Raw genomic sequence first — 24,663 nt, 5'->3', positions numbered from 1 at the left:
ATGTTATGCTTATTTCTTTGACACTCAACGGAGAACTGCGAAGCGCCGAAGTGCAGGCCGATACACGCCTCATAGATATGTTAAGAAACGACTTCGGACTCACAGGCGTAAAAGAGGGCTGCGGAGCCGGAGAATGCGGCGCGTGCACCGTGCTGCTCAACGACGAGGCGGTATGCTCCTGCGTTGTACCGGCCGTCCAGACGGACGGAGCCTCCGTCACAACAATAGAGGGACTTGCGAAAAGCGGCGAGCTTGACGTCATCCAACAGGCCTTTATCGACTGTGACGCGATCCAGTGCGGATTCTGCACTCCAGGGATGATAATGTCGGCGAAGGCGCTGCTGCTGAAAAACCCACATCCTTCAAAAGACGAAATAAAACGCGCGCTGGCCGGCAACATCTGCCGCTGCACCGGATACGTCCCCATCATAAACGCGGTAACAGAGGCGGCAAACCGCCTTGAGGCGAAAAACTGATGAGCATACTGGTACGCCCCTCGTCGCTCACAGAACTTTTTTCATACGAATATGATGCGCCGGAACTTATAGCCGGAGGCACGGACTGGATGATAGCCCGCCGCTCAAATTTGACGCAGGATACGCTCTGCGCCGACATCTCTTGCGTAAACGAACTTAAAGGAATAGAAATAATAAACGGAGAACTCAGAATAGGCGCCTCGGAGACAATGACGGCGCTCCACAAAAGCCCGCTCGTCAGAAGATACGCCTCAGCGCTTTCTGACGCCGCCTACGTGATGGGCTCAGAGCAGATACGCGCAAGAGCCACAGTAGGCGGAAACGTGGCAAACGGCTCTCCCGCGGCCGATACTCCCGCCGCGCTCTGCGCGCTTAACGCATACGCCGTCATAGTATCAAAGAACGGCGCGCGCCGCGCGCCCGTATCAGAACTTGCCAGCAGCGGAAAAGCTCCGCTTGCGCCAGGCGAAGTGATAAAAGAATTTCTCATCGAAATAGACCAAAAATCAATTTCCGCCTTTATGAAAATAGGCAGCAGGAGACAGGTAAGCATCTCCCGCGTAAACATGGCGGCTTGCGCCGTATGCTCGCGCGGCAAATTCACGCAGGCAAAAGTATTTGTCGGCACGCTTGGCGCCGCCGCCAGATTCAGCGAAGAGGCCTCAGAGGCGCTTTGCCGCGGCGCGCATACGGAACTTGCCGACGCCCTTGCCTCATTTGCGGCGCGTCAGATACCTGGACGCCCGACGCTCGCCTACAAACAGTCTGCCCTTCGCGCGCTCGCAATGGATATTTACGCCGAACTGCTCAAAAGGGCGGAGGAGGCTGAAAACAATGGCTGATTATAAATATATCGGAAAAAGAATATTGCGCGACGACGCGCAGGAAAAGGCGCGCGGCAGCTATACCTATCTTGCGGACGAACTGCCGGCGGGAACGCTCGTAGGCGTTCCGCTGCTTTCAGAATATCCAAACGCTATCGTCAAATCAATAGACGCCTCTTCTGCACAAGAAGAGGGTGCTATCGTCCTCACCTTTCTTGACGCGCCGCAGAATAAATACAACAGCGGCGAATGGTTTCCGGGGCAGAACGACTTTCCCGACGAAACCATCCTCACTCGCCACGCAAGACACGTCGGCGACCGGATAGCGCTTGTGCTGGCAGATTCGGAAGAAAAAGCCCGCCGCGCGCTCAAACTGGTCAAGGTAGAATACGAACCGCTGGCTGCCGTCGTCGACATAAAAGAGGCCGGCAAAAACGCAGATAGGCTGCACGAAGACGGCATGGATGATTTTGAAGGCGCGCTCGGCTACGGAGACGCAGAGGCAGCGTTCGCATCGGCAGCCCACGTTGAAACAGACACCATATACACTCCAAAAATACATCACGCGGCGATGGAGACGCACTGCGTCCTGGCGATGCCGCGTCCTGCAAACGCGATAGAGGTGCATACGCCGTGTCAGATACTTTTCGGAGTACAGCACGCCATAGCGCAGGTGCTTCCTATACCTCTTTCAAAGATACGCGTCATAAAGGCAAACATGGGCGGCACATTCGGCGGAAAACAGGAGAGCGTCTTTGAACCGCTCTGCGCGTGGGCCGCGTGGAGGCTGAAGCGTCCGGTCTTCATAACGACGAACAGAACGGAAACAATGCATTCCACAAGGACGCGCGCCGCCGTGCTGGGCACTGTCTCAACGGCGCTTGACGCAGACGGCGTAATAACGGGCCGCAAATTTGAGATAACGGCAGATGCGGGAGCCTACCTCTCCGGAACAAAAAAAGTGATGATGGCGATGGGCAAAAAGGCCTCGCGCCTCTACCGCGTGCCGGCGTTAAGCTACCATGGGCGCACCGTCAGGACATCGACTACGCCCGCAGGCGCGTGCCGCGGATACGGCTCGCCGCAGATACATACGATAACCGAGATCCACACCGACCTCATGTGTACGAGGCTTGGCCTTGACCCAGTAGAGTTCCGCCTGAAAAACCTCCTTCACGAATGGGAGAACGACCCAAGCGGCGCCTCCAATATAGGCAAAGCGCGCGTCATCGAATGCCTCGAACGCGGAGCGCGGCGCTTTGACTGGGAGAACCTGCAAAAGCCGATCGTAAGCGCCGACGGGCGTTTTGCCACAGCCGCCGGATTTGCCTGCTGCACGCACGGCAACGGCTATTATAAAACCATCTATCATGACGTCACACAGATGTCCATGCGCATACTGGAGGACGGTTCCGCGATACTGCGCACCGCGCTGCACGAGCTGGGCAACGGCACGCTGACGGCGATCGCGCAGATAGCGGCGGAGGCCACAGGCATAGAGCTTTCAAAGATAACGGTGACAGAGGGAGATACAAACTACAGCTCGTACGACGCAGGCTGTCAGGCAAGCCGCGTCATCTACGTCTGCGGCGAGTGCGCACGTCTCGTTTCCGAAGAAGCCGTAAAGCTGCTCTGCTCCGAGGCTTCAAAGATATACGACGCGCCAGCGAAACTTGTTGACGGAAAACTGCTGATAGACGGCAAAACCATTGAGATAGGAGAGGCGGTGCGTCAGATAATGCTCAAAAGCCGCCGCTCCATCGAGGCGCATTACGAACACGCGCCCGAAAGCAACCCCGCGTCGTTTGGCGTGCACTTCGCACAGGTGACGGTGGACAAACTTACTGGACTGGTGAAGATAGACAAATACCTCGCCGTCCACGACGTAGGACAGAGCATCAACAGAAATTTCGTAGACGGCCAGATATACGGCGGCGTCCAGATGGGCATAGGCATGGCGCTCTGCGAGGAGCTCGCCTTTGATAAAAATGGAATGCCGAAGGCGGGCAACTTCGATAAATACCACATGATAAACGCGCCGGACATGCCGGATGTGGAGATCATGCTCATTGAAGACGGCGAGCCGGGCGGCCCCTACGGAGGAAAGAGCATCGGCGAAATAAGCACTGTACCGGTATCTGCGGCCATCGTAAACGCGGTAAACAGAGCGCTCGGTACGGAGCTTACGGAGCTTCCGCTCACACCGGCAAAGATAGCGGCATCAACCAGGCGTTAAGAGGCGAGAGCCTCATAATCCAATAAAGCCTTAAGGAGGTTGTTTTTATGGATCCAAGCAAGAAAGAAACAGACCTGAAAAAGTCCATCCGCTGGGAGGTTTTTATTCCCGCCTACATAGTGGTGGCGCTCGCGGCAATAGTCGGCATCGTTGATAAGGACGCGCTGACAAAGGCAAGCAATTTGTTTTTCTTCTGGTCGCTCGACAGCTTTGGATGGCTCTACCAGCTCGCCATCATGGCAAGCTTCGTCCTCGTAGTTGTAGCCACATTTACCAAACTCGGCAAGATGCGCATCGGCGGCAAAGACGCGAAGCCTAAATACGGCTTCTGGACATGGTTCGCAATGACGCTCACCGGCGGCATAGCGACGGGCATCGTAACATGGGGCGTCAATGAACCGCTCATCTACTACGGCAACGTCTGGGGCGAGCTCAACACACTTGGCATAAAGCCCGGCACAACACAGGCCGCCATCTTCGCCATGGCCCGTACCTACTACAACTGGACCTTCGTACCCTACGCCATATACGCGATGTGCGGACTGCTCGTCGCCTATATCTATTACCATAAGAAGGACAGCCTCACCGTAACCGCTACACTGAAGCCCCTCTTCGGCGACCGTATCACAACGCCGTTTGCCTCCGCTATAATCGACACGCTTTCAATGCTCGCCCTCACGATAGGCCTCGCCACCGGACTTACGATGTGCATCACCCTCACCGTCACGGGCCTCAAAAGCGGATACGGCATCGCCGAAAGCCTGCCTCTTTTCATCGGCATCGGCGCCGCTATAATCTGCGCCTTCACCTTCTCGACCTATGTCGGGCTTGACAAGGGACTTAAAATCGTAGGCTCGCTCAACGCGTGGTTCTACTACGGACTGCTCATCCTTCTTCTGGTAACTGGGCCTACGCTCTTCATAGTCCGCATCGGCACCGCTGGGCTTGCGGAATGGTTCCACAACTTCTGGCTCTGGGGACTTGACCCGATCGACATCGGCGGCCCCGCGCTTACACGTTCATGGACGCTCTTTGACTGGGCCTTCTGGGTCGGCTACGCTCCCGTCACAGGGATATTCCTCGCCATGCTCTCATACGGCAGGACCGTCCGCGAATACATGGTCGTAAACTGGATCCTTCCCTCCGTATTTGGCATATTCTGGTTCGCCATCTGGGGCGGCAGCGCGATGCACATGCAGATGACCGGCGGCGCGGACCTTGTGGGCGCCATCAACAGCGGCGGCGCTATAATGGCGCTCTGGGAGTTCCTCAAGCACCTTCCGTTCGGACTCGGCTACATCGTACTGCCTATCAACATCCTCGTAATACTCGCCTCCTTCATCACCTGCGCTGACGCGACACTCACCAACATCGGTTCAATGTGCATGAGAAACGTTCCGATAGGCACAGAGCCTCCCGCGAAGGTCAAGGTTGTCTGGGGCGTATCTGTCGGCATAGTCGCAATCATCATGGCGGCCTTCGGCGGAGGCGCGCAGGGCGTGGACGGCGTCAAGGCGCTTGCCGCGGCAGCCGGCTTCGTAGTGCTCTTCATATTTGTGCTGCAAGTCATATCGTTCGTCAAAGTATTCTTTTTTGATAAGGTCTCTGAATAATTCTTTATCAAAAAACGCATTGAAAAATGATTGGAGATAATTAAATGACTATTACACTTACAGGCGACGGCCTTACAATCGAAAAAGTATGGGAAATTGCTGTAAACGGAGCTAAAGTTGAAGTAAGCGCCGACGCGGAGGAAAGACTTATAAAATCCAGACAGCTCGTTTACGATCTCGTCGACTCGGACGTTCCCGTATACGGATTCAACACCGGCGTCGGCTGGAACAAAGACCACACGATTGCGAAGGGATTTTTTGAGTCCTTCAACCGCAAGCTCATATATTCGCATTCTCTCGGCATCAAGCCGGAAGCCTCTGAAAAAGAGGTGCGCGCCATCATGGCGATACGCCTCAACTGCCTGCTGCAGGGTTACACCGGCATTCAGCCCGCCATCGCGATACGCTACGCGGAGCTGCTGAACTGCGGAATACACCCAGTCATGCCGGAAAGAGGCTCCGTCGGAGAAGGGGACATCACGCTGCTTTCCCATATCGGCCTTGCAATGATAGGCGAGGGCTTTGTAAATTACAACGGCGTCAGAATGCCGTCAGCCGAGGCTCACAAGCTTGCCGGTCTGGAACCGGTGACGCTCGGCCCGAAAGACGGACTTGCAATCGTCAGTTCAAGCTCCTTCTCTGCCGGCGAAGCGGCCCTTGCGATCAAAGAACTGAGAGAGCTCGCGGACATGGGAGACATCATCTCCGCGCTCTCGCTCGAAGGTCTGCACGGCAACACCTCGCCGCTCGACCCAGCCGTTATGGCCGCCAGAAAACTTGACGGACAGACGGAGAGCGCTGCCAACGTCAGCAAATACATCGAAGGCAGCGACATTTACAAAACCTACCCCGGCAAGCCGGTACAGGACGCACTCTGTTTCCGCGGCGCCGCGTACGTAAACGGTTCGCTGAGAGACGCTCTCGCCTACGTTGAAAAATATCTATACATCCAGATGAACTCGACAGACGACAATCCATGCGTTCTTTTAGACGAAAGGCGTATCATCTCAAATTCAAACTTTGAGACGACGACGCTCGCCACAGCGATGGAGATGCTCTCGATAGTGCTGACCCACGTCTCGCGCATGTCCTGCTACCGTATGATCAGGCTGGCAAACCCGGTGCTCACAAAACTGCCGCGCTTCCTCAGCCATGACGGTGGGGAATCGCATTGCTTCGGCACATTCCAGAAGACATTCGCCTCTCTCGACACGGAGATCAGACACCTCTCCAACCCGTGCAGCGTCGACTATCTCTCGCTCTCCGGCTCAATCGAGGACCACGCCAACAACATCTCGATAGTGGCGCAGCATCTGCGTCAGATCGTAGAAAATCTTCAGTACATCTACGGCATGGAGACGATCCACGCCTGTCAGGCGATAGACCTGAGAAAGATGCAGGAAGAATTTACGCTTGGCAAAGGCACGGAACTGGCCTATCAAGCCTTTAGAAAAGAGATACCGCTTTACACGAATGACAGGCCGATATCGCCCGACATCCAGAAGGCGTTCGAATTTGTAAAAAGCGGCAAACTTATCAAAGAGGTCAAAGAGAAAATCATCAAGTAGCAGGAGCCACCAAATCCATTTAAAGAGGGCTGCCTCCCAGCCCTCTTTAATTTCGAGGTCATTGATATGAATTATAAGATATGCGTAACCCTCAACGACAAGCCGCTTACATTTGAAGTCCCCGAAGATATGACGCTATTGGATATGATAAGAGAAAAGGCCGGCCTTAAAGGCTGCAAAAGAGGCTGCGACAGCGGCGAATGCGGCGCGTGCACCGTGCTGCTAGACGGCCAGCCAGTTTTGTCGTGCATCATGCCGGCGCTTAAGGCAGACGGCGCAAACATACGGACGATCGAAGGAGCCGGCGCCTTTCGCGAAATTGAGATAGTGCAGAGCGCCTTTTACGACGCGGGCGCCGTACAGTGCGGATACTGCATCCCGGGCATGGTGCTCACCGCCGCCGCGTTCCTGAAAAAGAGGCCGGAGCCGTCCCCCTCTGAAGTGCGAGCGGCTATGGCCGGAAATCTGTGCAGATGCACCGGCTATACGAAAATCGAAAGCGCCGTCATGCTTGCCGCTCAAAGAATCAAGGAGAGCAGGTGCGTTTGATGACAAAAGTTTTTAAAACTGTAAAACATTCGCCGGTAAGGCTGGAAGCCGCCGATAAACTTTCTGGCAAAGCAGTATACACTGACGACATATCTCTTCCGAACATGGCCTACGCGAAGGTGATAAGAAGCGAATACGCAAACGCCCTCGTACTCGCAATCGACCTTAAAGAGGCTGAAAAGGTGCCAGGATATATCGCGGCGCTGCTTCCCGACGAGGTGCCGCAGACGCTGTACAACTGTTCCGGCAACCCGCCCTCCGCGCTGCTCTTAAAAGATGAAAAGATACTTACTATGCAGCCGAAATGCGCGGGCGACAGGATACTGTGCATCGCCGCGAACTCGCCCGAGGCCTGCGAAGCGGCCTGCCGCGCAGTAAAGATAGAATATCAGGAAAAAAAGCCGCTTTTTTCAATAGATGAGGCGCTTAAAGAGGGCGCGGAAACTATTGAGCCGCATCTTTCAGAGGACAACGTCATCTGGAAGAGAGAGGTGACGGAGGGCTGCGTTGAGGATGGCTTTTTGGAATCTGACATTATCCTTGAAGAGACCTTCAACATCCCGCCTATGCAGCACACCGCCATTGAGCCGACCTGCTGCATCTGTGACTTCAGCAGCGGAAAAGAGATCACAATATGGAGCAATTCGCAGACGATCTTTCAGGAGCGGCGAATTATAAGCGAACTCTGCGGACTTCGCGAAAATAAAATAAGAATAATAAAGCCCGCGGTCGGTGGAGGCTTCGGCGCGCGTCAGCAACTTCACTCGCAGCCCGCTGCGGTCTTTCTCTCAAAGAAGATCAAAAGACCCGTAAAGATATTGAACACACGCGAAGAGGAGCTGACCGCGACGGTAGTGCGCCACGGCGCAAGGGCGCGTGTGAGGATAGGCGCCGGCGCGGACGGCGAGATAAAGGCCTTTTACGCGGACTATAAATTAAACACCGGCCCATACACGACGCACGGGCCGACCGTGCTGTGCGCCGGCGCAAGAAAATTTCAATACGGCATCAAAAATTACTTCTTTGACGGACGGTGCGTGCTTACAAACCACGCGACGGCCGGCGCGTTCAGAGGCTACGGAAACATGCAGCTTGCCTTCGCCAGAGAGGTGATAATAGACAGGCTCGCGCAAAAGCTCGATATGGACCCTATCGAACTGCGGCTGAAAAACCACGTCCGCGTTGGCGGACATTTCCCCGGCTCGGAGCTGACGCTTACTAGCTGCGAGATAGAGCAGTGCGTCAAACTCTGCCTTGATAAAAAAAATGAAATAGAAAAAAACGAAGCTACGATAGAAAACGACGATATAAAACAGGCGTGGGGCGTCGCCTTCGCCTGCCACGGATCAGGCCCGTCCTCAAAAGAGGGACTCAGCTCGGCTGTTATCATAATGAACGACGACGGCAGCGCGGAACTCCAGGTTGGCTCTTCCGACATCGGACAGGGCAGCGAAACTATGCTTGCGCAAATAGCGGCGGAGACGCTGGACATACCGCTTGAGGATATCACAGTAACCGCGGCGGATACAAAATTCACTCCGTACGACACCGGCACATTCGGCAGCAGCCAGACCTTTATATGCGGAAACGCCGTGCTCCGGGCGGGGCAGGATCTTATAGCCACGATCCAGGAAAGGCTTTCGCGCATATCAAACGCTCCCGTGCTCTTTGAAGAGGGCCGGTTCATAGCAGGCGAAAAAAATCTCAGCGTAAAAGAGGCGGCAAAAGAGGTCTTCTTCAACCAGCGCGGCGGAACGATAATCGGCAGGGGAGACTACAAAGCGGCGGCCTGTCCCAATCCGTTCTCTGTCTGCATGGTCAAGGCGGAATATCATAAAAAACTCAACGCGATACGCCTCCTGCACCTGATAGAGGCCGTCGACGTAGGCACGCCGATAAACCCGCTCACCGTAGAGGGACAGATAGAGGGCGGCGCGGCGCAGGGCGTGGGATACACGCTCACGGAGCAGATACAGATAAACAATTTCGCAAAAAAGCCTATGTCAACAGACCTTCTGCATTACAAGATCCCGCTGATGGCCGACATGCCGCGCATCCACGCGCTCATTGCCGAAGGCTGGGAGCCGGACGGCCCTTACGGAGCAAAGAGCGTAGGAGAACTTAGCACGGTGCCAATTGCGCCAGCTATCGTAAACGCGGTAAGAAGAGCCAGCGGGCAGGAGGTCACAAACCTTCCTCTCTGCGAGCAGTTCATCGTGCTGCCCAACAAAATATAGCGGGGTGATTTTTTGTATATCAAAGTGGATTCGCTAAAGGACATTACAGACGAAAAATATCACGGCCGAGTAATAGCGGGCGGCACCGACCTTATGCCGCTTTTGCACCTCGGAGTGAAACCGCGGACGGATATGATAGACATAAGCGGCATTGCGGAATGTAAAACGATAACGTCCGACGAAACCGCCTTTACGATAGGCGCCTGCGTCACTCTTGCACAGATAGCGGAAAACGACGGCATCAGAAAAAATCTTCCGGCGCTTGCAGAAAGCGCGCAGGAGACGGCGTCCCCGCAGATAAGAAACACGGCGACCATAGGCGGCAACATAATGCAGGACCGCAGGTGCGTCTATTTCAATCAGTCACGCGAGTGGAGAAGTTCGTTTCCGCCCTGTTTCAAAACCGGCGGCGACAAGTGCCACCAGATACCCAACTCAAAGACCTGTAAAGCCATCTACTATTCCGACACTGCCACGGCTCTTCTTTTGTACGACGCTGAGGTTGAGATGATAGAAGATGGAAAATGTTCTGTCGTTCCGATAGGGCAGTTGATAGCAAGACACAGTGAGAGAAACGGACTTGTTGAGGAAAACAGCGATTTTATCATCACGGCGATACGCGTCAAAAAGGCGCCTCTTGATGAAAAAAGCTGTTTTTTTAAATACAGCGTGCGCGCCTCTATAGATTTTCCGCTTGTCAACTTCGCGGTGAGGCTCCCATCAGAAAAAAGGTGCGCAAAGGTCGTAGCCGGAGCAGTAGGCGCCGTCCCGGTAGAACTTGAAGAGACGGCGACGCTGCTTGACGAAAATATTTCTGACGTCGAACGACTGACTGAAGCCGCGTTTTCTGAAATCAAAAAGCAGGCGGGGCAGATAAGGGAATCTGTGGTCTCGCCAAAGGTGAAGGTTATGTCTTATAAGCTCATTGCAATGCTGCTGGACAGGCTCGCGGCAAAAGCGTAGCGCAAAGAACGACTGGCGCGGATTACCGGCCGATACGCCGGCGACCGGCGCCCGTCGTTTATGGAGCCGTTTACATAAAGATAATCACCAAACAAAAGCCGTAGCCGATGATGAGGCTCATAAACACGGCGCCCGATAAAATATCTTTCTGGATACGCACCTCTTCGCGGTAAGTTGGGCCGCAGTGCGTATCTATCATGCGTTCTATAGCGGTGTTTATAAGCTCCGCCACGATGGGAAATGCGGAGGCAAAAAGCACTAGGAATATTTCGCGGGGAGGACAGCCCTTTGTTACGGCAAGCGCCAGAGCCAAAGCCACGCCGACGCATTCGTGGCGTATAGCCTTTTCTGTGACGAAGGCCTTGTAAAGCCCGTTCAAAGAATAGAGAGTTTTTGCGAAAAGTCCTCTGTTTTTCCACTGTTCCACGCGTTTCACCCTAACCTGTTTTTTGTTTCGGCCTAATTATATAACAGAGAGGCGAAATAGTATAATTTGAAAGCCGCGTAGCTCCCATTTTTGCGAAAATATCATTTTTTATGGCTTTCTGCTATAATACATAAGTTGTACATTATGGAATTCTTTTCGGAATTCCGTTTATTTTAAATGGAGGTTTTTTTATGGCCAACGATTACAAGGATACGCTGTTCCTTCCCAAGACAGAGTTCCCGATGCGCGCGAACCTCTCGCAGAGAGAGCCGGAATTTCTGAAATTCTGGTATGACATTGACGTATACGGCGAGCTTAAGAAAAAAAACAAAGACAAACCGTCATTTATACTTCACGACGGTCCGCCCTACGCAAACGCCAGCATCCATATCGGTACCGCAACCAATAAAATCCTTAAGGACTTCGTCGTCAAATATAAATGGCAGCGCGGCAACTTCACGCCATACGTTCCCGGCTACGACACGCACGGTCTGCCTATCGAGCTCAAAGTCTTAAAAGAGCTGAACCTCGACAAAGACCAGATCTCGTCCGTAGAACTTCGTGAAAAATGCGCCGCTTACGCCCGCTCGTTTGCGGACATCCAGACAGGGCAGTTTAAGCGTCTGGGCGTCATCGGCGATTGGGACCATCCATACATGACGCTCGTTCCCGCCTACGAGGCGACGCAGCTTGAAGGCTTCGCCGAGATGGTAGACAAGAACCTGGTCTACAAAGGACGCAAGGCTATCTACTGGTGCACGGACTGCCAGACGGCGCTTGCCGCAGCGGAGATCGAATACGGCGACGAAACTTCGCCCTCCATCTTCGTAGCCTACCAGTACGAGGACGCGGCGAAGGTCTTCCCCGAACTTGCAGGAAAAGACGTAGACGTCATAATCTGGACCACCACTCCATGGACGCTGCCGGCCTCCATGGCCGTAGCCGTGCATCCGCGCTATGATTACGGCTTCTATCAGGTCGGTGCAAAAATTTACCTCATCGCGCAGGGCATGAAGGCGGAAGTGGAGAAGGCGACTGGACTTTCCTTCGGCGACCCCATCCTCTCTTGCAAAGGCGCGCAGCTTGAGCGCACAAACGCGCAGCACCCGTTCTACGACCGCAAAACTCCGTTCGTGCTTGCCGACTATGTCACGCTCGAAGCGGGCACCGGCTGCGTACACACCGCCCCCGGACATGGTACGGAAGACTACGAAACAGGCGTTCGCTACGGCATAGAAATATACAACCCCGTCGACGAGACCGGCCATTATTACAAAGAGACGCCGATATTCGGCGGCATGTCGCTTGCAGACGGAGAGAAAAAGGTCTTTGAGCTGCTTGGCGAATCACAGAGGCTTCTCGGCAAGCTCAAAATAACGCACTCCTACCCGCACTGCTGGCGCTGCAAAAAGCCCGTAATCTTCCGCGCGACGGACCAGTGGTTCATCGCAGTGGCGAATTTCCGCGACGAAGCGCTTAAATGCATCGACGAAGTGAAATGGGTGCCGGAATGGGGCAAGGACCGCATCTCAAATATGGTAAAAGACCGCTCCGACTGGTGCATCAGCCGTCAGCGCACATGGGGCGTGCCGATTCCCGCCTTCTACTGCGAAGACTGCGGCGAGGTCATATTGACCGGCGACCGCGTGCGCCGCGTGGCGGACAAGATCCGCGAACACGGCAGCAACTGCTGGTGGGAGCTCACGCCGGAAGAGCTTGTAGGCGACCTCGCGGTCTGCCCGAAATGCGGCGGACGCCATCTCCGCAAGGACGAGGACATCATGGACGTCTGGTTTGACTCAGGCACCAGCCATACCGCCGTCCTCAACAACTGGGAAGACCTCAGCTGGCCCGCGGACCTCTATCTTGAGGGCAGCGACCAGCACCGCGGATGGTTCCAGACGTCGCTGCTAAACAGCGTGGCGACGCAGGGCACAGCCCCGTACAAAACGGTGCTGACGCACGGATTCATAATGGGCCCCGACGGTCAGAAAATGTCAAAATCTCTCGGCAACGTCATGAAACCCGAAAAAATAATCGACAAAAACGGCGCGGACATCCTGCGCCTCTGGGTAGCCTCCTCTGATTACCGCGGCGACGTCCGCATCTCGGAAGAGATATTCCGCAACCTCATAGAGTCATACAGACGTATCCGCAACACGGCGAGATTCCTTCTTGCCAACCTTGACGGCTTTGACCCGAAGAACGACATCCTGCCGCACGACCAGCTCGCACCGGTCGACCAGTATGTCATGCTGAAGCTGGAACGCCTGCGCGCGCGCGTAACGGCGGGCTTTGACGAATACGAATTCCATCAGCCGATGACGCTCATCCATCAGTTCTGCGATACGGAAATGTCGTCATTCTACATCGACGTAAGCAAAGACAAGCTCTACGCTGACGCGAAGGACGACAAGAGCCGCCGCTCCATCCGCACCGTCATGTGGCAGGTGCTTGAAGCCGTCACGCAGATGATGTCGCCGGTACTCTCATTCACCGCCGAGGAGATTTGGCAGAACATGCGCAAAATGGACGATTCACTGGTCCAGAGCGTGCTTCTGACAGAATGGCCCGAAAAACTCAGCGAGGGCATCGACCCAGCCGTAGAGACCGAATGGGACATGGTGATGCTTGCGCGTCAGGGCGTCCAGCGCGGACTGGAATCCGCGCGTGGCAAGGGCATCATAGGACATCCTCTTGACGCGGACGTTCAGATCAAGCTTAGCGAATACTACAATCCGCTTGCCGGAAAAATCAGCGACACTACATGGGAAGAGATACTGATCGTTTCGTCGGCGAGAGTGGTCGACGAGGTGAAGGACGCCGAGATCGTCTACAACGACGAGACGACCGGCCTTGTCATCGGGGTTTCTAAATCGGCGTGGGAAAAGTGCCCCCGCTGCTGGAAGAGACGCCCCGAAGTAGCTGAGAAAGGTATCTGCGCCCGCTGCGCCGATGTCGTCCACAATCTGTAATCCTGGCAGTATATTTATTCCGGAAGAGGGGGAGGGGCTCTGCGCCGCCCCCTCTTCCGAGCCTCAGCGCTTTGAGCTGGGAGCGGAGATGCAGGGCCACAGGCTTGACTTCGCGCTCTCGCGCGTTATGGGTTTGAGCCGCGGATTTGCGCAAAAACTTATCAAAGAGGGACATGCGCTGCTTTCGCCAGAACGCCGGATAAAACCGTCTATAAAGGTGAACGAAGGAGACGTTCTGACAGTAGTAATTCCGCCAGCGGAGACGCTGGATCTCGAGCCGCAGAACGTCGCCTTTGAAACGGTCTACGAAGACGAAGACCTCATCGTTATAAACAAACCAGCCGGCCTCGTCGTCCATCCCGCGCCCGGGCACTGGACCGGCACGCTGGTTCACGGGCTCTTGTTCAGGTATCCCGACCTGGGGACGCTGAACGGCGTAAAACGCCCCGGCATCGTACACAGGCTTGACGCAACGACCTCAGGCCTGATGGTCGTCGCAAGAAACGGCCTCGCGCAGGAGGGGCTTTTCAACGACTTTAAAGAGCGCCGCATAAGAAAAGAATATCTTGCGCTGGCCTACGGCAAGACGCCCGCCGCAGCGGGCTCGATAACATACCCGATAGACCGCGACCCGCACAACAGGCTGCGCATGGCCTGCGTGGAGGACGGCCGCGAGGCCTGGACGGACTACGTTCAGTTATGGAGCAGAAACAACTATTCTTTCGTCAAATGTATCCTTCACAGCGGACGCACGCATCAGATACGCGTACACATGCAGGCGATAAAATGTCCTCTGGTTGGCGATAGGCTCTACGTGCCGTCCCGGCAGTCGCCATTCGGCCCGGAAAGGCTCTTTTTGCACGCGTGGAAGCTCGGCTTCACTCATCCGCGCACAAGAGAACAGATGCTTTTTACGCAGCCTCTGCCAAAGGAACTGAGCGATTTCCTGCAAGAGGCAAGGAAATAACAAACCGCCGCCATACTTGATATGGCGGCGGGCAGTTTTTTATATCTTTATTCCTCTTTGGTTTCACGAGTCCATTCGTCAGGGTCTGCAATTATCGTGGAAAATTCCTTATAGGTCACATTGGCCTCTCCGCCGCGTATAGCGCTCACATGTTTTCTAAGAGTATGATCTACCCTCTGGCGCGTGTTTGCACGCGCCTTGCTGTAATAGGCGGCTACAGAGGCACAGAACAGATAGAGACGTTCTCTTTCTTCATCGGAGGGGGTTGCGGCAAGGCGCAGGATGACGTGCGAACCCGGTACGCCCTGTGCGTGGAACCACACGTCGTCGGGCTGCGCAAGCCTAAAGGTAACGTATCTGTTGCCCTTTGAGGAAAGGCCGGCGAATACTATCGCATTCTCAAACTCAAACCGCTTGTGCGGAGGCAGCGTCTCTTTTTTCTTCGCACCCCCGCGTTTCTGCGGCTTTAGCTTCGCAAGCCCCAGTTCCTCTTCCATCATTTCTATATCGGCCGCCTCGTTCATGCAGCAGGCAAGTTCGTACTCTTCGTTTAAATCGTCAAGCTCCGCCTCCACCGCAACGAGCAGTTCTGCCGCGTGCTCTTTGGCGGAGGTCATTTTTTTATACTTAGCGAAGTACCGTTCCGCGTTCTGGGCGACTGAATACCTTGCCTCTATCGGCACCGTCTCCTCAATCTTGCGGCCCTCCGAGTCATAGCCTTCCAGCAGCACCTCTGGCTCCGCGCGCTTGATCTGCCATAGGTTCGCCACGATCAGTTCACCCCAGCGCCTGTATTTTTCCGCACCTTCGGAGGAAAGCAGCTCCTTTATGTCCGCGCACTGACGCTCCCGCCTAACGATCTCTTTGTTTAGATGCTGTTTTATTTTTTTCAGCCTGGCTTCTATTGCGGAATCTTTCAGAGGCGCAAGCGCCGCGGCGCGTCCTGAATCTTCGTCCACCGCCTCCGCCCCATCAAGCAGCAGCGGCAGCGCTGTGAAGTATTTGCCGACCTTCTGCGTTATATAGGCCTCCGTACCGCCGTCTTTATAAAAACCGGCAAGCAGAGCGGCGGCGCGTTCCGGTTCCCATGCGGAAAGCATCTTCAATAGCGGCCGGCCAAAGCCCGCCACCTTTGGCAGCGTTTCAGAAGAGGGCGCGGCAAGCCATTCCTCTAGTGAAACTCCCTCAAACTCTGGCGGCAAATGATACAAGAGGCCGGGAAGCACTGTGCGGAATGCGTTGTCCGCCGGGTGGATGTGCTTCGCCGTTTCGATAATGACGCCATCTTCGTCCGTCAGCAATAGGTTGCTGTAGCGCTCCATCACCTCTAGTATCAGATGTCTCGTCGTTGTAAAACCCGCCCCTACGGTCTTCTGAAAAGCAAAACGCATCACACGGTCGCGCCGAAGCTGTTCTACTGCGCAAAGCTGAGCGCCGGTCAGGTGGCTTTTTATTGCGTTGGTGATTGGCGGCGTCTGCGTGGACGAGGCCATAAGCGCCTTTTTATCGCGCGGCGAGATCAAAGCGGCGCCGCAGTTTTGCGCGCCCCATGAAAGAAGCAGATCGCTCGACCCAAATGAGATAAGGGCGGAATTGTTCACGCCGTCAACGCGCTGGGCGCGCCTTCCTGCAAGCGACGACAGCCTGCGCGTCCAAATCCAGATAAGTTCCGGTCCAAATGACAAAATTCCGCCTCCCTATAAACAGTTTACATCCCATTATACGCGATAGTCATGGAACTTATGCGGTCCAAAGGTACGACGGTGCGGCGTCTCTACTTCGCCGCAACTTTCTTCATAAATCCAAGAAGCAATACAGCCGCGCCCAAACCGGAAGGTACCGAGGCATTGCAGCCGCCCGAGGAAGAGGCTCCGTCAACCTTGATGTCAAGCTGCCGTAGTGCGACCGGCGTTATTTTATCGTTTGAGGCGTAGGCGGCCATAGTCATAGTCAGCCTCTTGCCCGCCATATCCGCCGGAATTATAAAATCATGCTTGTATTCGTATACTGACCTATATTCGGGCCATTTATTAGTCTCAGAGGGCGGAGAAAGCCAGCGGTCAAGCCCAACGCTTTTCTCCGCGCGCGCAATCAATTTTGTACCATCGTATAGTTCATAACGGACGGTCTCTATAAGGTTATCAACATTATAGGTCATTACGTCGTCGCTAAGCACAGAGCCTACTGTGACATTGGCCGCCTGCGGCATTGTAGCACCAAAAAGAGAGAGAGTCGTTCCCGGCTTCGCGCGGATCACCCCACCCTCTATGGGCATTACAGTTTTTGACATGTCGTATACATAACAGACATTGTCCTCCGTAGATATTCCAGGCTCGCGCGTCTCTGCGCGCAGCAGGACGAATTTTTTCTCTTTGTCGACCTCTTTGAGCTTCCCAGAAAGCTTCGTTCCGCCCGACCAAACGTAGGGTTCTCCGATATCATAGACGTAAAAATGCAGGCGCTCTGCGTATATGTCGCCTCGTTTTACAAGATATCCAATCTCCACCTTCTGCGTAGCGCAGCGTTTGTTATCGATGTTATAGAGGATCGTATGCACATTGCCGCCGTCATATTCCAGCGAGTCATTCTGGCGCCATCGCGCCGGTATCTCGTATTTAGTCTTTGCGTCAAGAGGCCAGTAGCCTGGAAAGTAATCCATATAGAGCCTGTATCCGCGTGCGTCAGCAAATGCGGTGTAGGCCTGCGTATGCGCGGCGGGGGAGAAGCGAGTCAGCATTTTGTCCTGCACCACCGCGACGGTAAGTTTTTTGTCGTCGCTTGCAAGCACCACGCCGCCTGACAGTGCGCTTGCAACTATTGTATAGCTTCCCGCGCCGATATCGCCCGAGCGAGCAAGAGCTGCGTAGTCGACGTCAAAGCTTTTAGAAACGCCGCCAAAGATGAGCGCGCCGAATGTTTTATCCGTCACCGCCACCTTGCATTCCTGTTTATAAAAGGAGGAGGCGTCGGTTGGGTCAAAGATAAGATCCGGAGGAGGGTTCTTTCCAAGCAAATCACGGCTGCCCGCCACCGAGTCAAACCAATAGCCGTGATTGGGATAATCCATAGAAACGGCGTTCGTGCCGGTGACGCCCGCGTCAGTGACGCCGGGGCTCTTGGCAATGCGTATCAGATTTCCAGCGACGTCAAAGAGCTTTACGCTTACGTCAAATGATACGGGCGCGCCTGTTCTGTCAATGTCGCCCGTGACGTAAAAATCTCTTAAAGGCGCAATAGGCTGCTGTGCAGGCGCCGTTATCCGAATCGACATCGCGTCAGCCACTCCAAATAAAGAGATCAAAAAAGCCGCAGTAAGCAAGTATCTCAACGATTTATTTTTCATAAACAATCACTCCCTTGTAAAATTATAACAGAGATAGCCGCTACCGCCGCTGCGAAATATATTTTTGCCATATAGAAAATTCATTGAACGCAGAGACGAGAACGGCTCTGCGGCCATTTGAGAAAAGTTTGTAGGTTTGTCAAACCTCTGTTACACGGCAACCAAAAAAGCTTTTAAGCTTTCCCGTGGAGATTTCCATTTAAGAGGTCTCATCGGGAAGTTATTGTATTTACCACAGTGGACAGCCAGCTGTTTATTAAAGTCACTTAAAGAGTAAAACTTATGCGTTGCATAAAAATATTCATTGTCCTTGCGATGAGATCTTTCTACCTTGCCATTATGACGCGGAGTAAAGGGCTTTATCAGCTTGTGGGTTATGCCGAAGGCCTCAAGCGTCTTATCAAACAAGCTCTGCTTGTCTTTGTCTGAAGTGAATCTGTTAGTGAACTCAACACCGTTGTCCGTCTGTACGCACTCTATCCTGAACTTGAAGCGCTTTATAAGATGACTTATAAAAACGGATGAATTATACTGGCTCTGTTCATCAAAACCCTCCAAATACCGGAACCTCGTACACTCGTCTATGGCCGTATATTGGAAGAACTTTTTGTCAGACACGCCAGTCGCCATACATACCGCTGGCACGCATTTAACGTCTATCTGAATACGTTCTCCAGGATGCGTCATAGTTTGATAAGGCTTAGGTATATATTTCGGATTCTCCGGTTTGTTCCTTGTCAGTCCCCTTTTCCTCAGAACACGATAAAGTGCAGAGATGCTTCTTGAGTATCCGCGATTTCTCAGCTTGACCACAAGGCCGCATTGTTGATTCCGTCTGTACATGTCGTTTATCAGTTTCAATTCAGACTCCTGATGCTCGTTTGGGTGATGTCTGGGGCGGCTCGACCTGTCTCTTAGAGATTCAGATGTGCCGTCGTACCTTCCTTTCCACCGGTAAACGTATTGCCTGTTAGTCTTATAGCGTATAGCGGCCTTTGTTACTCCGTGCTTTTGAGCGTTAAAATCAGTGCTTGCCTAAACTTGACATCCTGTGTTAACTTCTTCATGCAGACCCGCAGTCCCCTGTCGATTATTGTTAGCGCTTTAATCTTAACAGTTAGCTGTACGGTCTGCTGCTTTTTTATTGAGTCTGTAACAGAGGTATGGTAAACCTACATAGCAGGTTCAAGTGCTCTTACTAGTCGCTTGACACGTACGTTATAGCGTACGATAATGCCATAAGTGAAAGGGGATGATTTTTTGATCTTAAACGCAACCAACGCACGCCAGAATCTTTATAGTGTGATAGACGATGTTATAGCTACGCAGGAACCGGCGTACATCACAACAAAAAAAGGCAACGTCGTCATGCTGTCAGAGAGCGACTATAAAGCAATAAACGAAACCCTCTTCCTTTTATCTATTCCGGGCATGAGAGAAAAGCTGATAGAAGGCTTGAAGACTCCTCTTGAAGAGTGCGTGGAAGACCCTGACGATGAATGAGCCCTGGAAAATCCTCTACACTAAGCAAGGGCTAAAAGACAAGAGGACCGCGACAGCGGCGGGGTACGGTGAAAAAATATCAGAGCTTATCGCTTTATTGAAGCATGATCCATTTGAACCTTATCCGCCCTACGAGAAGCTGGTGGGCGACCTTAAAGGCGGCTATTCACGGCGTATCAACATCCAGCACAGGCTTGTCTATCAGGTCTACGCCAAGGAGCGAACAGTCAAGATACTGAGCCTGTGGGAACATTACGAATGACAACTAAGCGGCCTTCGGGCTGTCTGCTTCAATATGCCTGACCAAGAAATACACGGCGTGCCCTGTTTGTCGGTGAGAGCAGCTATAACGCTGCCACTGCAACAACAGATTATTAGGTTAGAAGCCGACGCTTTTATTAAAAGACAAAGACGTCTTGACGGTAAAGAGCCTCCACTGCTGGGCTCTGCTCAGAGTTAAATCTTTCCAGTATTTTGAGGCTCAACTCACAACAGCGCAGGAGAAGAATCAATAAGGGTTCAAGACGGAGCACCGTGGCGGTGAAGTCTTGGACCCGTTTTTTATTCTTCTTACCGCACGCGCGCAAAAACCGCGGGCGCGGCTATAGGGCGCGCTCGCTATTTCGCCTCGCCGCGTATCTGTTTCTTGTGAAGATACATCCTGTCGTCGGCCTCTTTAAAGACCTTTTCTATCGTATCAAGGCCGCTTGCGTCCCAGAAAGCGTATCCAAAAGCCGCGCTTATAGAATGTCCCTGCTCGCTCTTAATGACTTCTATCCTGCGACGCAGAGCGTCCCAGTCGCTTCGCACCGTCTCTTCCGGCACATCGCGGAAAACCACCGCGAACTCGTCTCCGCCTATCCTGTAAACGGGACAGCCGCGGAAAGTCTCGCAAAGCAGCTCTGCAAAAATCTTAAGATATTCGTCCCCCGCCTGATGGCCGTACAGGTCGTTCGTCGCCTTTAGATTATTCAGGTCCAGCACACCGATGCCAAAACTTTTAAACTTATCCAAATGCGCCGCAAAAGCCGCAGTTTCGCTCTCATAACTCCTGCGGTTCTTTATGCCGGTCAGCTGGTCCATCTCAGCAAGATGCGAGAGCTTCAGGCTGTACTTTTTAATAAGCCCAGTCGTTATCCCTATGACCACCAAGATGACGAAAAGCATAAACGCAAGGCTCACCGCAAACTGTGTAAGCATCTTCCTCTGGAATTCCATCGTGCTCTTCTCAACTACCAGATACCAGTTCAGATTGGGCACATAGCGCGTGATAATATACCCGTCAGACTGCTTCGTGTGATACCATCGATGATCGCTCCCAGCCCCGAGCGTATTTATCGCCGCCGCCATAGGCGCGTACACCTTGTCTTTAAAAAGATTGACGCCCTCAAACTCCGTAATCGTCGACGAAAGCTGCACGTTCCCCGCCGCGTCTATCAGATAGGCGTGCACCCCGAACTTGTTTTCATTCTCCATCAAAAATTTCTGGATGTAAGGCGTCTCCATACCGACGCCCACCACGCCCAGCAGATTTTTCTCCTCGTCGTAGAGCTTATAATTGACGAAAATCGTAATAACGTCGTTCTTCGACTCGTCATTGTCCACGTTCAGAGAAACTTCCGCGGGATCATTCAAAAAAGCGTAATACCAGATATTTTCCGGGTTGCCCTTGCCCATCAGGCGGTCCAGCCCGTTTTTATAATGATAATAGGCGTGCGTCTTTGTGGAAATGAAAAAGACAGAATCGAAATTATACTTCTTCTGGTACGAGGCCAGATAATCCTTCATCTCCAGCAGATGCTCCCGTGAAAGCCCTCCCGGCTGCTCCTTCTTGACAAAGTCGCGAAGGAACGTATCGTGCGCCATGGCGGTAGAGACATTGATGGGTCTGTCCATCAGATTGTTTATATTTACAAAAATATTCTCGGAAGTCAGCTCCGAGACGGCCTCTATATCCTTTTTAAAAAGCTCCTGGAACGAAAAAAACGACGACAGTCCCGACAACAGAAAGCCGCTTATAATAATGACGGAAATTATTAAATTTATCGAAAAAAACTTTTTTATCACCGTATCCTACCCCTTTATCTAAAAAAAACCTATCATATCGACATTGCTAAACCCACGCAATACGATGATGACCAATGCTCGTTAAAATAGATTATACATTAGTTTTAACTTTATTGCCTCCATACCGGCTATGCTAATTTCTCAAATGACTATACATTTTTATCGTTAATGTCATCAGTAATATCACTGCGTCAGTACGTAAGGGCCGCGGGCGCATGACAGTATTCGCCAAGACGCGCGCTGGCGTGACGCCCGTTATTGTCCTCTGGAGAGGCGCGGGGCGTTCCCTATTGGGACGTGGTTCGTTATTTCGTGATAAAGGACGTATTTTGATTTTCCTTCGGCCTTGGCGTGGTAGAGCGCCTCGTCGGCGCAGTGCATTACCTCTTCGACCTCCATTTTTTCGCTGAACATGAATACCCCGACGCTTGCGTGGACTTCAACGCGTTTTGCGTTATTGTCGTAGCGGAAGCACAGGCTGCTGCAAATTTCTTCCGCGCGTTCTCTGACGATCCTCTCTGAAACATTTTTTAGGAGGACGAAAAACTCGTCGCCGCCGAAGCGTCCAACGACGGCCTCTTCGCCGAATATTCCGCGCAGTATATTGGCAACGCCCCTGATGATCCTGTCGCCCATCAAATGTCCAAGTTTGTCGTTCACGCGTTTGAAATCGTCAAGGTCGATGAAGAATATCCATTTGGCGTCCGGTGTGCCGACCTCACGCGCAAGGTTCGCGTAAAAATAGTTCTTGTTGTAAAGCCCGGTCAGGCTGTCTCTGTTTGCCAGCTCCCTAAGTTTGTTGTATTCCTGAAGCTGGTGGTACAGATCGGTGACGTCCGTGCGGCTTAAGATCATTATCTTGTTTTTCTTGTCGAGGTAGGAATATTTGACCTTTTTCATGCGCACGGAGCCGTCTTTTTCTACCGAGCTCACGGTGAATTCGTAGACGTCGTTCTTTTCAAGCTGTTCAAAGAGGTTTTTCAGCAGCATACACTGGATGGTATATTCAATGTCTTCAGGTATCACGTACTTGTAGGCGTGGACTTTCAGCGCGCTTTCGTAGTCATAACATATTTGCGGCGGCAGCGGGGTGTTTTTGCTGTCTGAGGCGAACATGCGGTAGCTGTTGTTTTTAGCGTCAAGATATATCACATAGTCATAATCATGGCTTGCCACGTTCTCAAGAAGTTCCTTTGAGATATGTTCCATGTCTGTGTCAGCGGTCGTGGTAAACGCGATGACCTCGTTGGTGTACGGTTTTGTAAGTATTTTGATGACCGTCGTCACCCATTTCAGCGTGCCGTCCGGCATGAATCTCTGATATTCGCACTGAATAAGAGAGGATACCCCCCCCCCCCCCCGCGTTGTAGGAGTTAAGGAGATTTTCTCTGGCGAAGGTCTCGATAAAACGCTCTCTCTGCGTCTCTTCGGGAATAGAACTGGATATGACGTTGCTGATGAAGTTGTCGTAGCTGTAATTGCCTTTAAGTATCGGCTGATACTGCTGCGAGGCGTGCTCTATGACGTCTGCCGTAAGGTTGAGCCTCATCGACATGATATTTTTATCCTTGAACATTTCTTCGCGATAGGCAAGTTCGCTCTGAAAGCGATCCTCCGCTGCCTTTTGCTCCGTGATGTCCAGCCCAACGCCTATCGCGTGCTTTACAGGGCCGCCGTCAGATACGGTCATGTATCTGAGCCGTTTCCAGCGCCACTCCAAGCCGGCGCCTCCATCGTTTTTACCCAATATGTCGACAAACGGCTCTTTTTCGCCGAGGTGCAGCCTCGCGTAGAGGCCTCGATATTTTTCGATGCTGTCGGGATGAACCCACCCATATCCTATTACGGATTCCGGCACGTCGCATATCACTTTGTCAACGCAGGAGCCGTCCTGCGTATAACTTTTTCTTGTGACGCTGCGATGCTCCATGTCATAGTCCCAGATATCTACCTCCGCCTTTTGAAGCGCCGTGCGGTATTTTTTCTGGGTCATCAGCGTGGAGTCCTCTTGCTCTTTGTCGGACGTTATGTCGGCGAAGTTGACAAAATAGACCGCGCCGTCAGCATTTGGGAGGATCTGAGCGCTCACCAAAAGCCATACGCAGCGGCCGCGCCCGTCCAGTATCCGGTGCTGCATACTGAAATCTTCCCTTGCGCGGCAGTGCAGGGTAAATTTTTTTCGGATGGCCTCTTTATCGTTGGGATGCAGCAGCGCAAAAAAATCTGTTTTACAGGCCGCGAATATCGCGTCCCTGGGCAAGCCAAACATACGGCAGAAGCCGTCGCTTACAGAGCGCAGCGCGGGGCCGCCGCGTTCGATGGCGACGACGGCAATAGCGCACGGCAGTCTCAGTATCGAATCATCATAATCATAGACCGCGTTGACGCTATTGTTCTCCAATATTTTCACTCCCCGTAAATTTATGTTTCAGGTATTTTAGCATATAAATTAGTTTTTTATATACTGTTTGCGCAAAATTGTAAAAAATATCCTTCATTTTATCCGTATCAGTTTCGTGCACTTCATTCGCGCGCGTCGGTGACGCCTAAGTTAAAAAACAACGTGTTTTCTGTGCGTCAGAACATAAAATAACATTTATTTTATAGACATCATCTTGTTTATCAGTGCCTAAAGTGATATACTTCCTTACTAACGATAGTTATAGTTAGGCTTAACTGTTGTTTGAATTAAGGGAGTCCTCATAAGGACGGCCCTTCCCCCCAAAAACCCCATATTGTATCCCTGACACAGCGCGGCTGTGGCGGCATTGTTTTTTTGTTATCTGCCCAGTTCGCTGCGAAGTGTTGTTTATATTGTCTTTTATGTCTCGTTACGCGAGACGTTATTTTGGTGCCGCCGCTAGAGGCGTCGCCGCATCTATATAGTGCTATTTAATTCTGTGGGAGTGTTGCCG

General features: G+C 52.7%; 19 protein-coding genes. 12 read left to right on the top strand and 7 right to left on the bottom strand.

Translation table 11 applies throughout. From position 1 onward, the window contains the following. The first annotated feature begins 5 nt into the window (after positions 1–5). The 8 genes from RRY12_00335 (at position 6) to RRY12_00300 (ending at position 10,466) form a co-directional block, all read left to right on the top strand. Complete coding sequence (locus RRY12_00335) at positions 6–476, top strand: (2Fe-2S)-binding protein (protein MEG2183117.1); 471 nt, start codon at positions 6–8, stop codon at positions 474–476. Beyond that, a complete protein-coding gene (locus RRY12_00330; protein ID MEG2183116.1) occupies positions 476–1,318 on the top strand; it encodes an FAD binding domain-containing protein in 843 nt (280 codons plus the stop codon). The genes RRY12_00335 and RRY12_00330 overlap by 1 nt, the downstream gene beginning before the upstream one ends. Continuing rightward, positions 1,311–3,536 (top strand): molybdopterin cofactor-binding domain-containing protein, encoded by a 2,226-nt coding sequence (locus RRY12_00325; protein ID MEG2183115.1) that lies wholly within the window; start codon positions 1,311–1,313, stop codon positions 3,534–3,536. The genes RRY12_00330 and RRY12_00325 overlap by 8 nt, the downstream gene beginning before the upstream one ends. Positions 3,537–3,583: 47 nt before the next feature. After that, positions 3,584–5,149, top strand: coding sequence for a BCCT family transporter (locus RRY12_00320; protein ID MEG2183114.1), 1,566 nt, complete (start codon positions 3,584–3,586; stop codon positions 5,147–5,149). Positions 5,150–5,193: 44 nt separating this feature from the next. Further along, positions 5,194–6,717: an aromatic amino acid ammonia-lyase gene (locus RRY12_00315; protein MEG2183113.1), complete on the top strand. Its 1,524-nt coding sequence runs from the start codon at positions 5,194–5,196 to the stop codon at positions 6,715–6,717. A gap of 66 nt (positions 6,718–6,783) precedes the next feature. Then, the gene (locus RRY12_00310; GenBank protein MEG2183112.1) at positions 6,784–7,266 is read left to right on the top strand and encodes a (2Fe-2S)-binding protein; all 483 of its coding nucleotides are present in this window, start codon (positions 6,784–6,786) and stop codon (positions 7,264–7,266) included. Next, the gene (locus RRY12_00305) at positions 7,266–9,503 is read left to right on the top strand and encodes a molybdopterin cofactor-binding domain-containing protein (GenBank protein ID MEG2183111.1); all 2,238 of its coding nucleotides are present in this window, start codon (positions 7,266–7,268) and stop codon (positions 9,501–9,503) included. Before RRY12_00310 ends, RRY12_00305 begins: the two co-directional genes overlap by 1 nt. Before the next feature lie 12 nt (positions 9,504–9,515). Next, entirely contained in the window at positions 9,516–10,466 is a 951-nt protein-coding gene (locus RRY12_00300) for an FAD binding domain-containing protein (GenBank protein MEG2183110.1), read from the top strand. Between the two features lie 70 nt (positions 10,467–10,536). Here the strand turns inward: RRY12_00300 and RRY12_00295 are convergent, their stop codons facing one another. Beyond that, on the bottom strand, positions 10,537–10,893 hold the full coding sequence (locus RRY12_00295; protein MEG2183109.1) for a diacylglycerol kinase: 357 nt from the start codon (positions 10,891–10,893) through the stop codon (positions 10,537–10,539). A 191-nt stretch (positions 10,894–11,084) separates the two neighbouring features. Here RRY12_00295 and ileS point away from each other — a divergent pair, with 191 nt between their 5' ends. Together ileS and RRY12_00285 are read left to right on the top strand one after the other, a co-directional pair. Next, positions 11,085–13,868, top strand: a complete 2,784-nt coding sequence (gene ileS, locus RRY12_00290; GenBank protein MEG2183108.1) for an isoleucine--tRNA ligase — start codon at positions 11,085–11,087, stop codon at positions 13,866–13,868. After that, positions 13,849–14,835 carry an RluA family pseudouridine synthase gene (locus tag RRY12_00285; GenBank protein MEG2183107.1) on the top strand — a complete coding sequence of 329 codons (987 nt, stop codon included), beginning with the start codon at positions 13,849–13,851 and terminating at the stop codon, positions 14,833–14,835. The genes ileS and RRY12_00285 overlap by 20 nt, the downstream gene beginning before the upstream one ends. A gap of 47 nt (positions 14,836–14,882) precedes the next feature. Here the strand turns inward: RRY12_00285 and RRY12_00280 are convergent, their stop codons facing one another. The 3 genes from RRY12_00280 to RRY12_00270 all read right to left on the bottom strand — a co-directional run bounded on the left by RRY12_00280 (position 14,883) and on the right by RRY12_00270 (position 19,039). Further along, positions 14,883–16,520 carry an NFACT family protein gene (locus RRY12_00280; protein ID MEG2183106.1) on the bottom strand — a complete coding sequence of 546 codons (1,638 nt, stop codon included), beginning with the start codon at positions 16,518–16,520 and terminating at the stop codon, positions 14,883–14,885. 89 nt (positions 16,521–16,609) lie between these two features. Then, positions 16,610–18,178, bottom strand: coding sequence for a hypothetical protein (locus RRY12_00275; GenBank protein MEG2183105.1), 1,569 nt, complete (start codon positions 18,176–18,178; stop codon positions 16,610–16,612). A gap of 150 nt (positions 18,179–18,328) precedes the next feature. Next, positions 18,329–19,039, bottom strand: a complete 711-nt coding sequence (locus RRY12_00270; GenBank protein MEG2183104.1) for a DDE-type integrase/transposase/recombinase — start codon at positions 19,037–19,039, stop codon at positions 18,329–18,331. Positions 19,040–19,420: 381 nt separating this feature from the next. On the opposite strand from RRY12_00270, the gene RRY12_00265 reads away from it, so the two are divergent. Both RRY12_00265 and RRY12_00260 read left to right on the top strand, forming a co-directional pair. Further along, positions 19,421–19,681, top strand: coding sequence for a type II toxin-antitoxin system Phd/YefM family antitoxin (locus RRY12_00265; protein ID MEG2183103.1), 261 nt, complete (start codon positions 19,421–19,423; stop codon positions 19,679–19,681). Then, positions 19,674–19,943: a Txe/YoeB family addiction module toxin gene (locus RRY12_00260; protein ID MEG2183102.1), complete on the top strand. Its 270-nt coding sequence runs from the start codon at positions 19,674–19,676 to the stop codon at positions 19,941–19,943. The genes RRY12_00265 and RRY12_00260 overlap by 8 nt, the downstream gene beginning before the upstream one ends. 356 nt (positions 19,944–20,299) lie before the next feature. Here the strand turns inward: RRY12_00260 and RRY12_00255 are convergent, their stop codons facing one another. The 3 genes from RRY12_00255 to RRY12_00245 form a co-directional block, all read right to left on the bottom strand. After that, complete coding sequence (locus RRY12_00255; GenBank protein ID MEG2183101.1) at positions 20,300–21,748, bottom strand: diguanylate cyclase; 1,449 nt, start codon at positions 21,746–21,748, stop codon at positions 20,300–20,302. Between the two features lie 255 nt (positions 21,749–22,003). Then, positions 22,004–23,059 carry a GGDEF domain-containing protein gene (locus tag RRY12_00250; protein MEG2183100.1) on the bottom strand — a complete coding sequence of 352 codons (1,056 nt, stop codon included), beginning with the start codon at positions 23,057–23,059 and terminating at the stop codon, positions 22,004–22,006. After that, the gene (locus RRY12_00245) at positions 22,965–24,149 is read right to left on the bottom strand and encodes a PAS domain-containing protein (protein ID MEG2183099.1); all 1,185 of its coding nucleotides are present in this window, start codon (positions 24,147–24,149) and stop codon (positions 22,965–22,967) included. Before RRY12_00245 ends, RRY12_00250 begins: the two co-directional genes overlap by 95 nt. Positions 24,150–24,663: the final 514 nt, after the last annotated feature.

It is taken from the genome of Cloacibacillus sp., from assembly GCA_036655895.1.
Classification (GTDB): Bacteria; Synergistota; Synergistia; order Synergistales; family Synergistaceae; genus JAVVPF01.
Note: the sequence above shows the minus strand (reverse complement) of the source record. Positions and strands in the feature narration are given on the sequence as shown.

What these genes read in the sequence shown, in the direction of transcription:
- ileS (MEG2183108.1), top strand. Translation starts at nt 11,085, where the DNA reads ATGGCCAACGATTACAAGGATACGCTGTTCCTTCCCAAGACAGAGTTC.
- RRY12_00305 (MEG2183111.1), top strand. Translation starts at nt 7,266, where the DNA reads ATGACAAAAGTTTTTAAAACTGTAAAACATTCGCCGGTAAGGCTGGAA.
- RRY12_00250 (MEG2183100.1), bottom strand. Translation starts at nt 23,059, where the DNA reads ATGCCGGACGGCACGCTGAAATGGGTGACGACGGTCATCAAAATACTT.
- RRY12_00325 (MEG2183115.1), top strand. Translation starts at nt 1,311, where the DNA reads ATGGCTGATTATAAATATATCGGAAAAAGAATATTGCGCGACGACGCG.
- RRY12_00275 (MEG2183105.1), bottom strand. Translation starts at nt 18,178, where the DNA reads ATGAAAAATAAATCGTTGAGATACTTGCTTACTGCGGCTTTTTTGATC.
- RRY12_00285 (MEG2183107.1), top strand. Translation starts at nt 13,849, where the DNA reads ATGTCGTCCACAATCTGTAATCCTGGCAGTATATTTATTCCGGAAGAG.
- RRY12_00260 (MEG2183102.1), top strand. Translation starts at nt 19,674, where the DNA reads ATGAATGAGCCCTGGAAAATCCTCTACACTAAGCAAGGGCTAAAAGAC.
- RRY12_00310 (MEG2183112.1), top strand. Translation starts at nt 6,784, where the DNA reads ATGAATTATAAGATATGCGTAACCCTCAACGACAAGCCGCTTACATTT.
- RRY12_00315 (MEG2183113.1), top strand. Translation starts at nt 5,194, where the DNA reads ATGACTATTACACTTACAGGCGACGGCCTTACAATCGAAAAAGTATGG.
- RRY12_00335 (MEG2183117.1), top strand. Translation starts at nt 6, where the DNA reads ATGCTTATTTCTTTGACACTCAACGGAGAACTGCGAAGCGCCGAAGTG.
- RRY12_00320 (MEG2183114.1), top strand. Translation starts at nt 3,584, where the DNA reads ATGGATCCAAGCAAGAAAGAAACAGACCTGAAAAAGTCCATCCGCTGG.
- RRY12_00330 (MEG2183116.1), top strand. Translation starts at nt 476, where the DNA reads ATGAGCATACTGGTACGCCCCTCGTCGCTCACAGAACTTTTTTCATAC.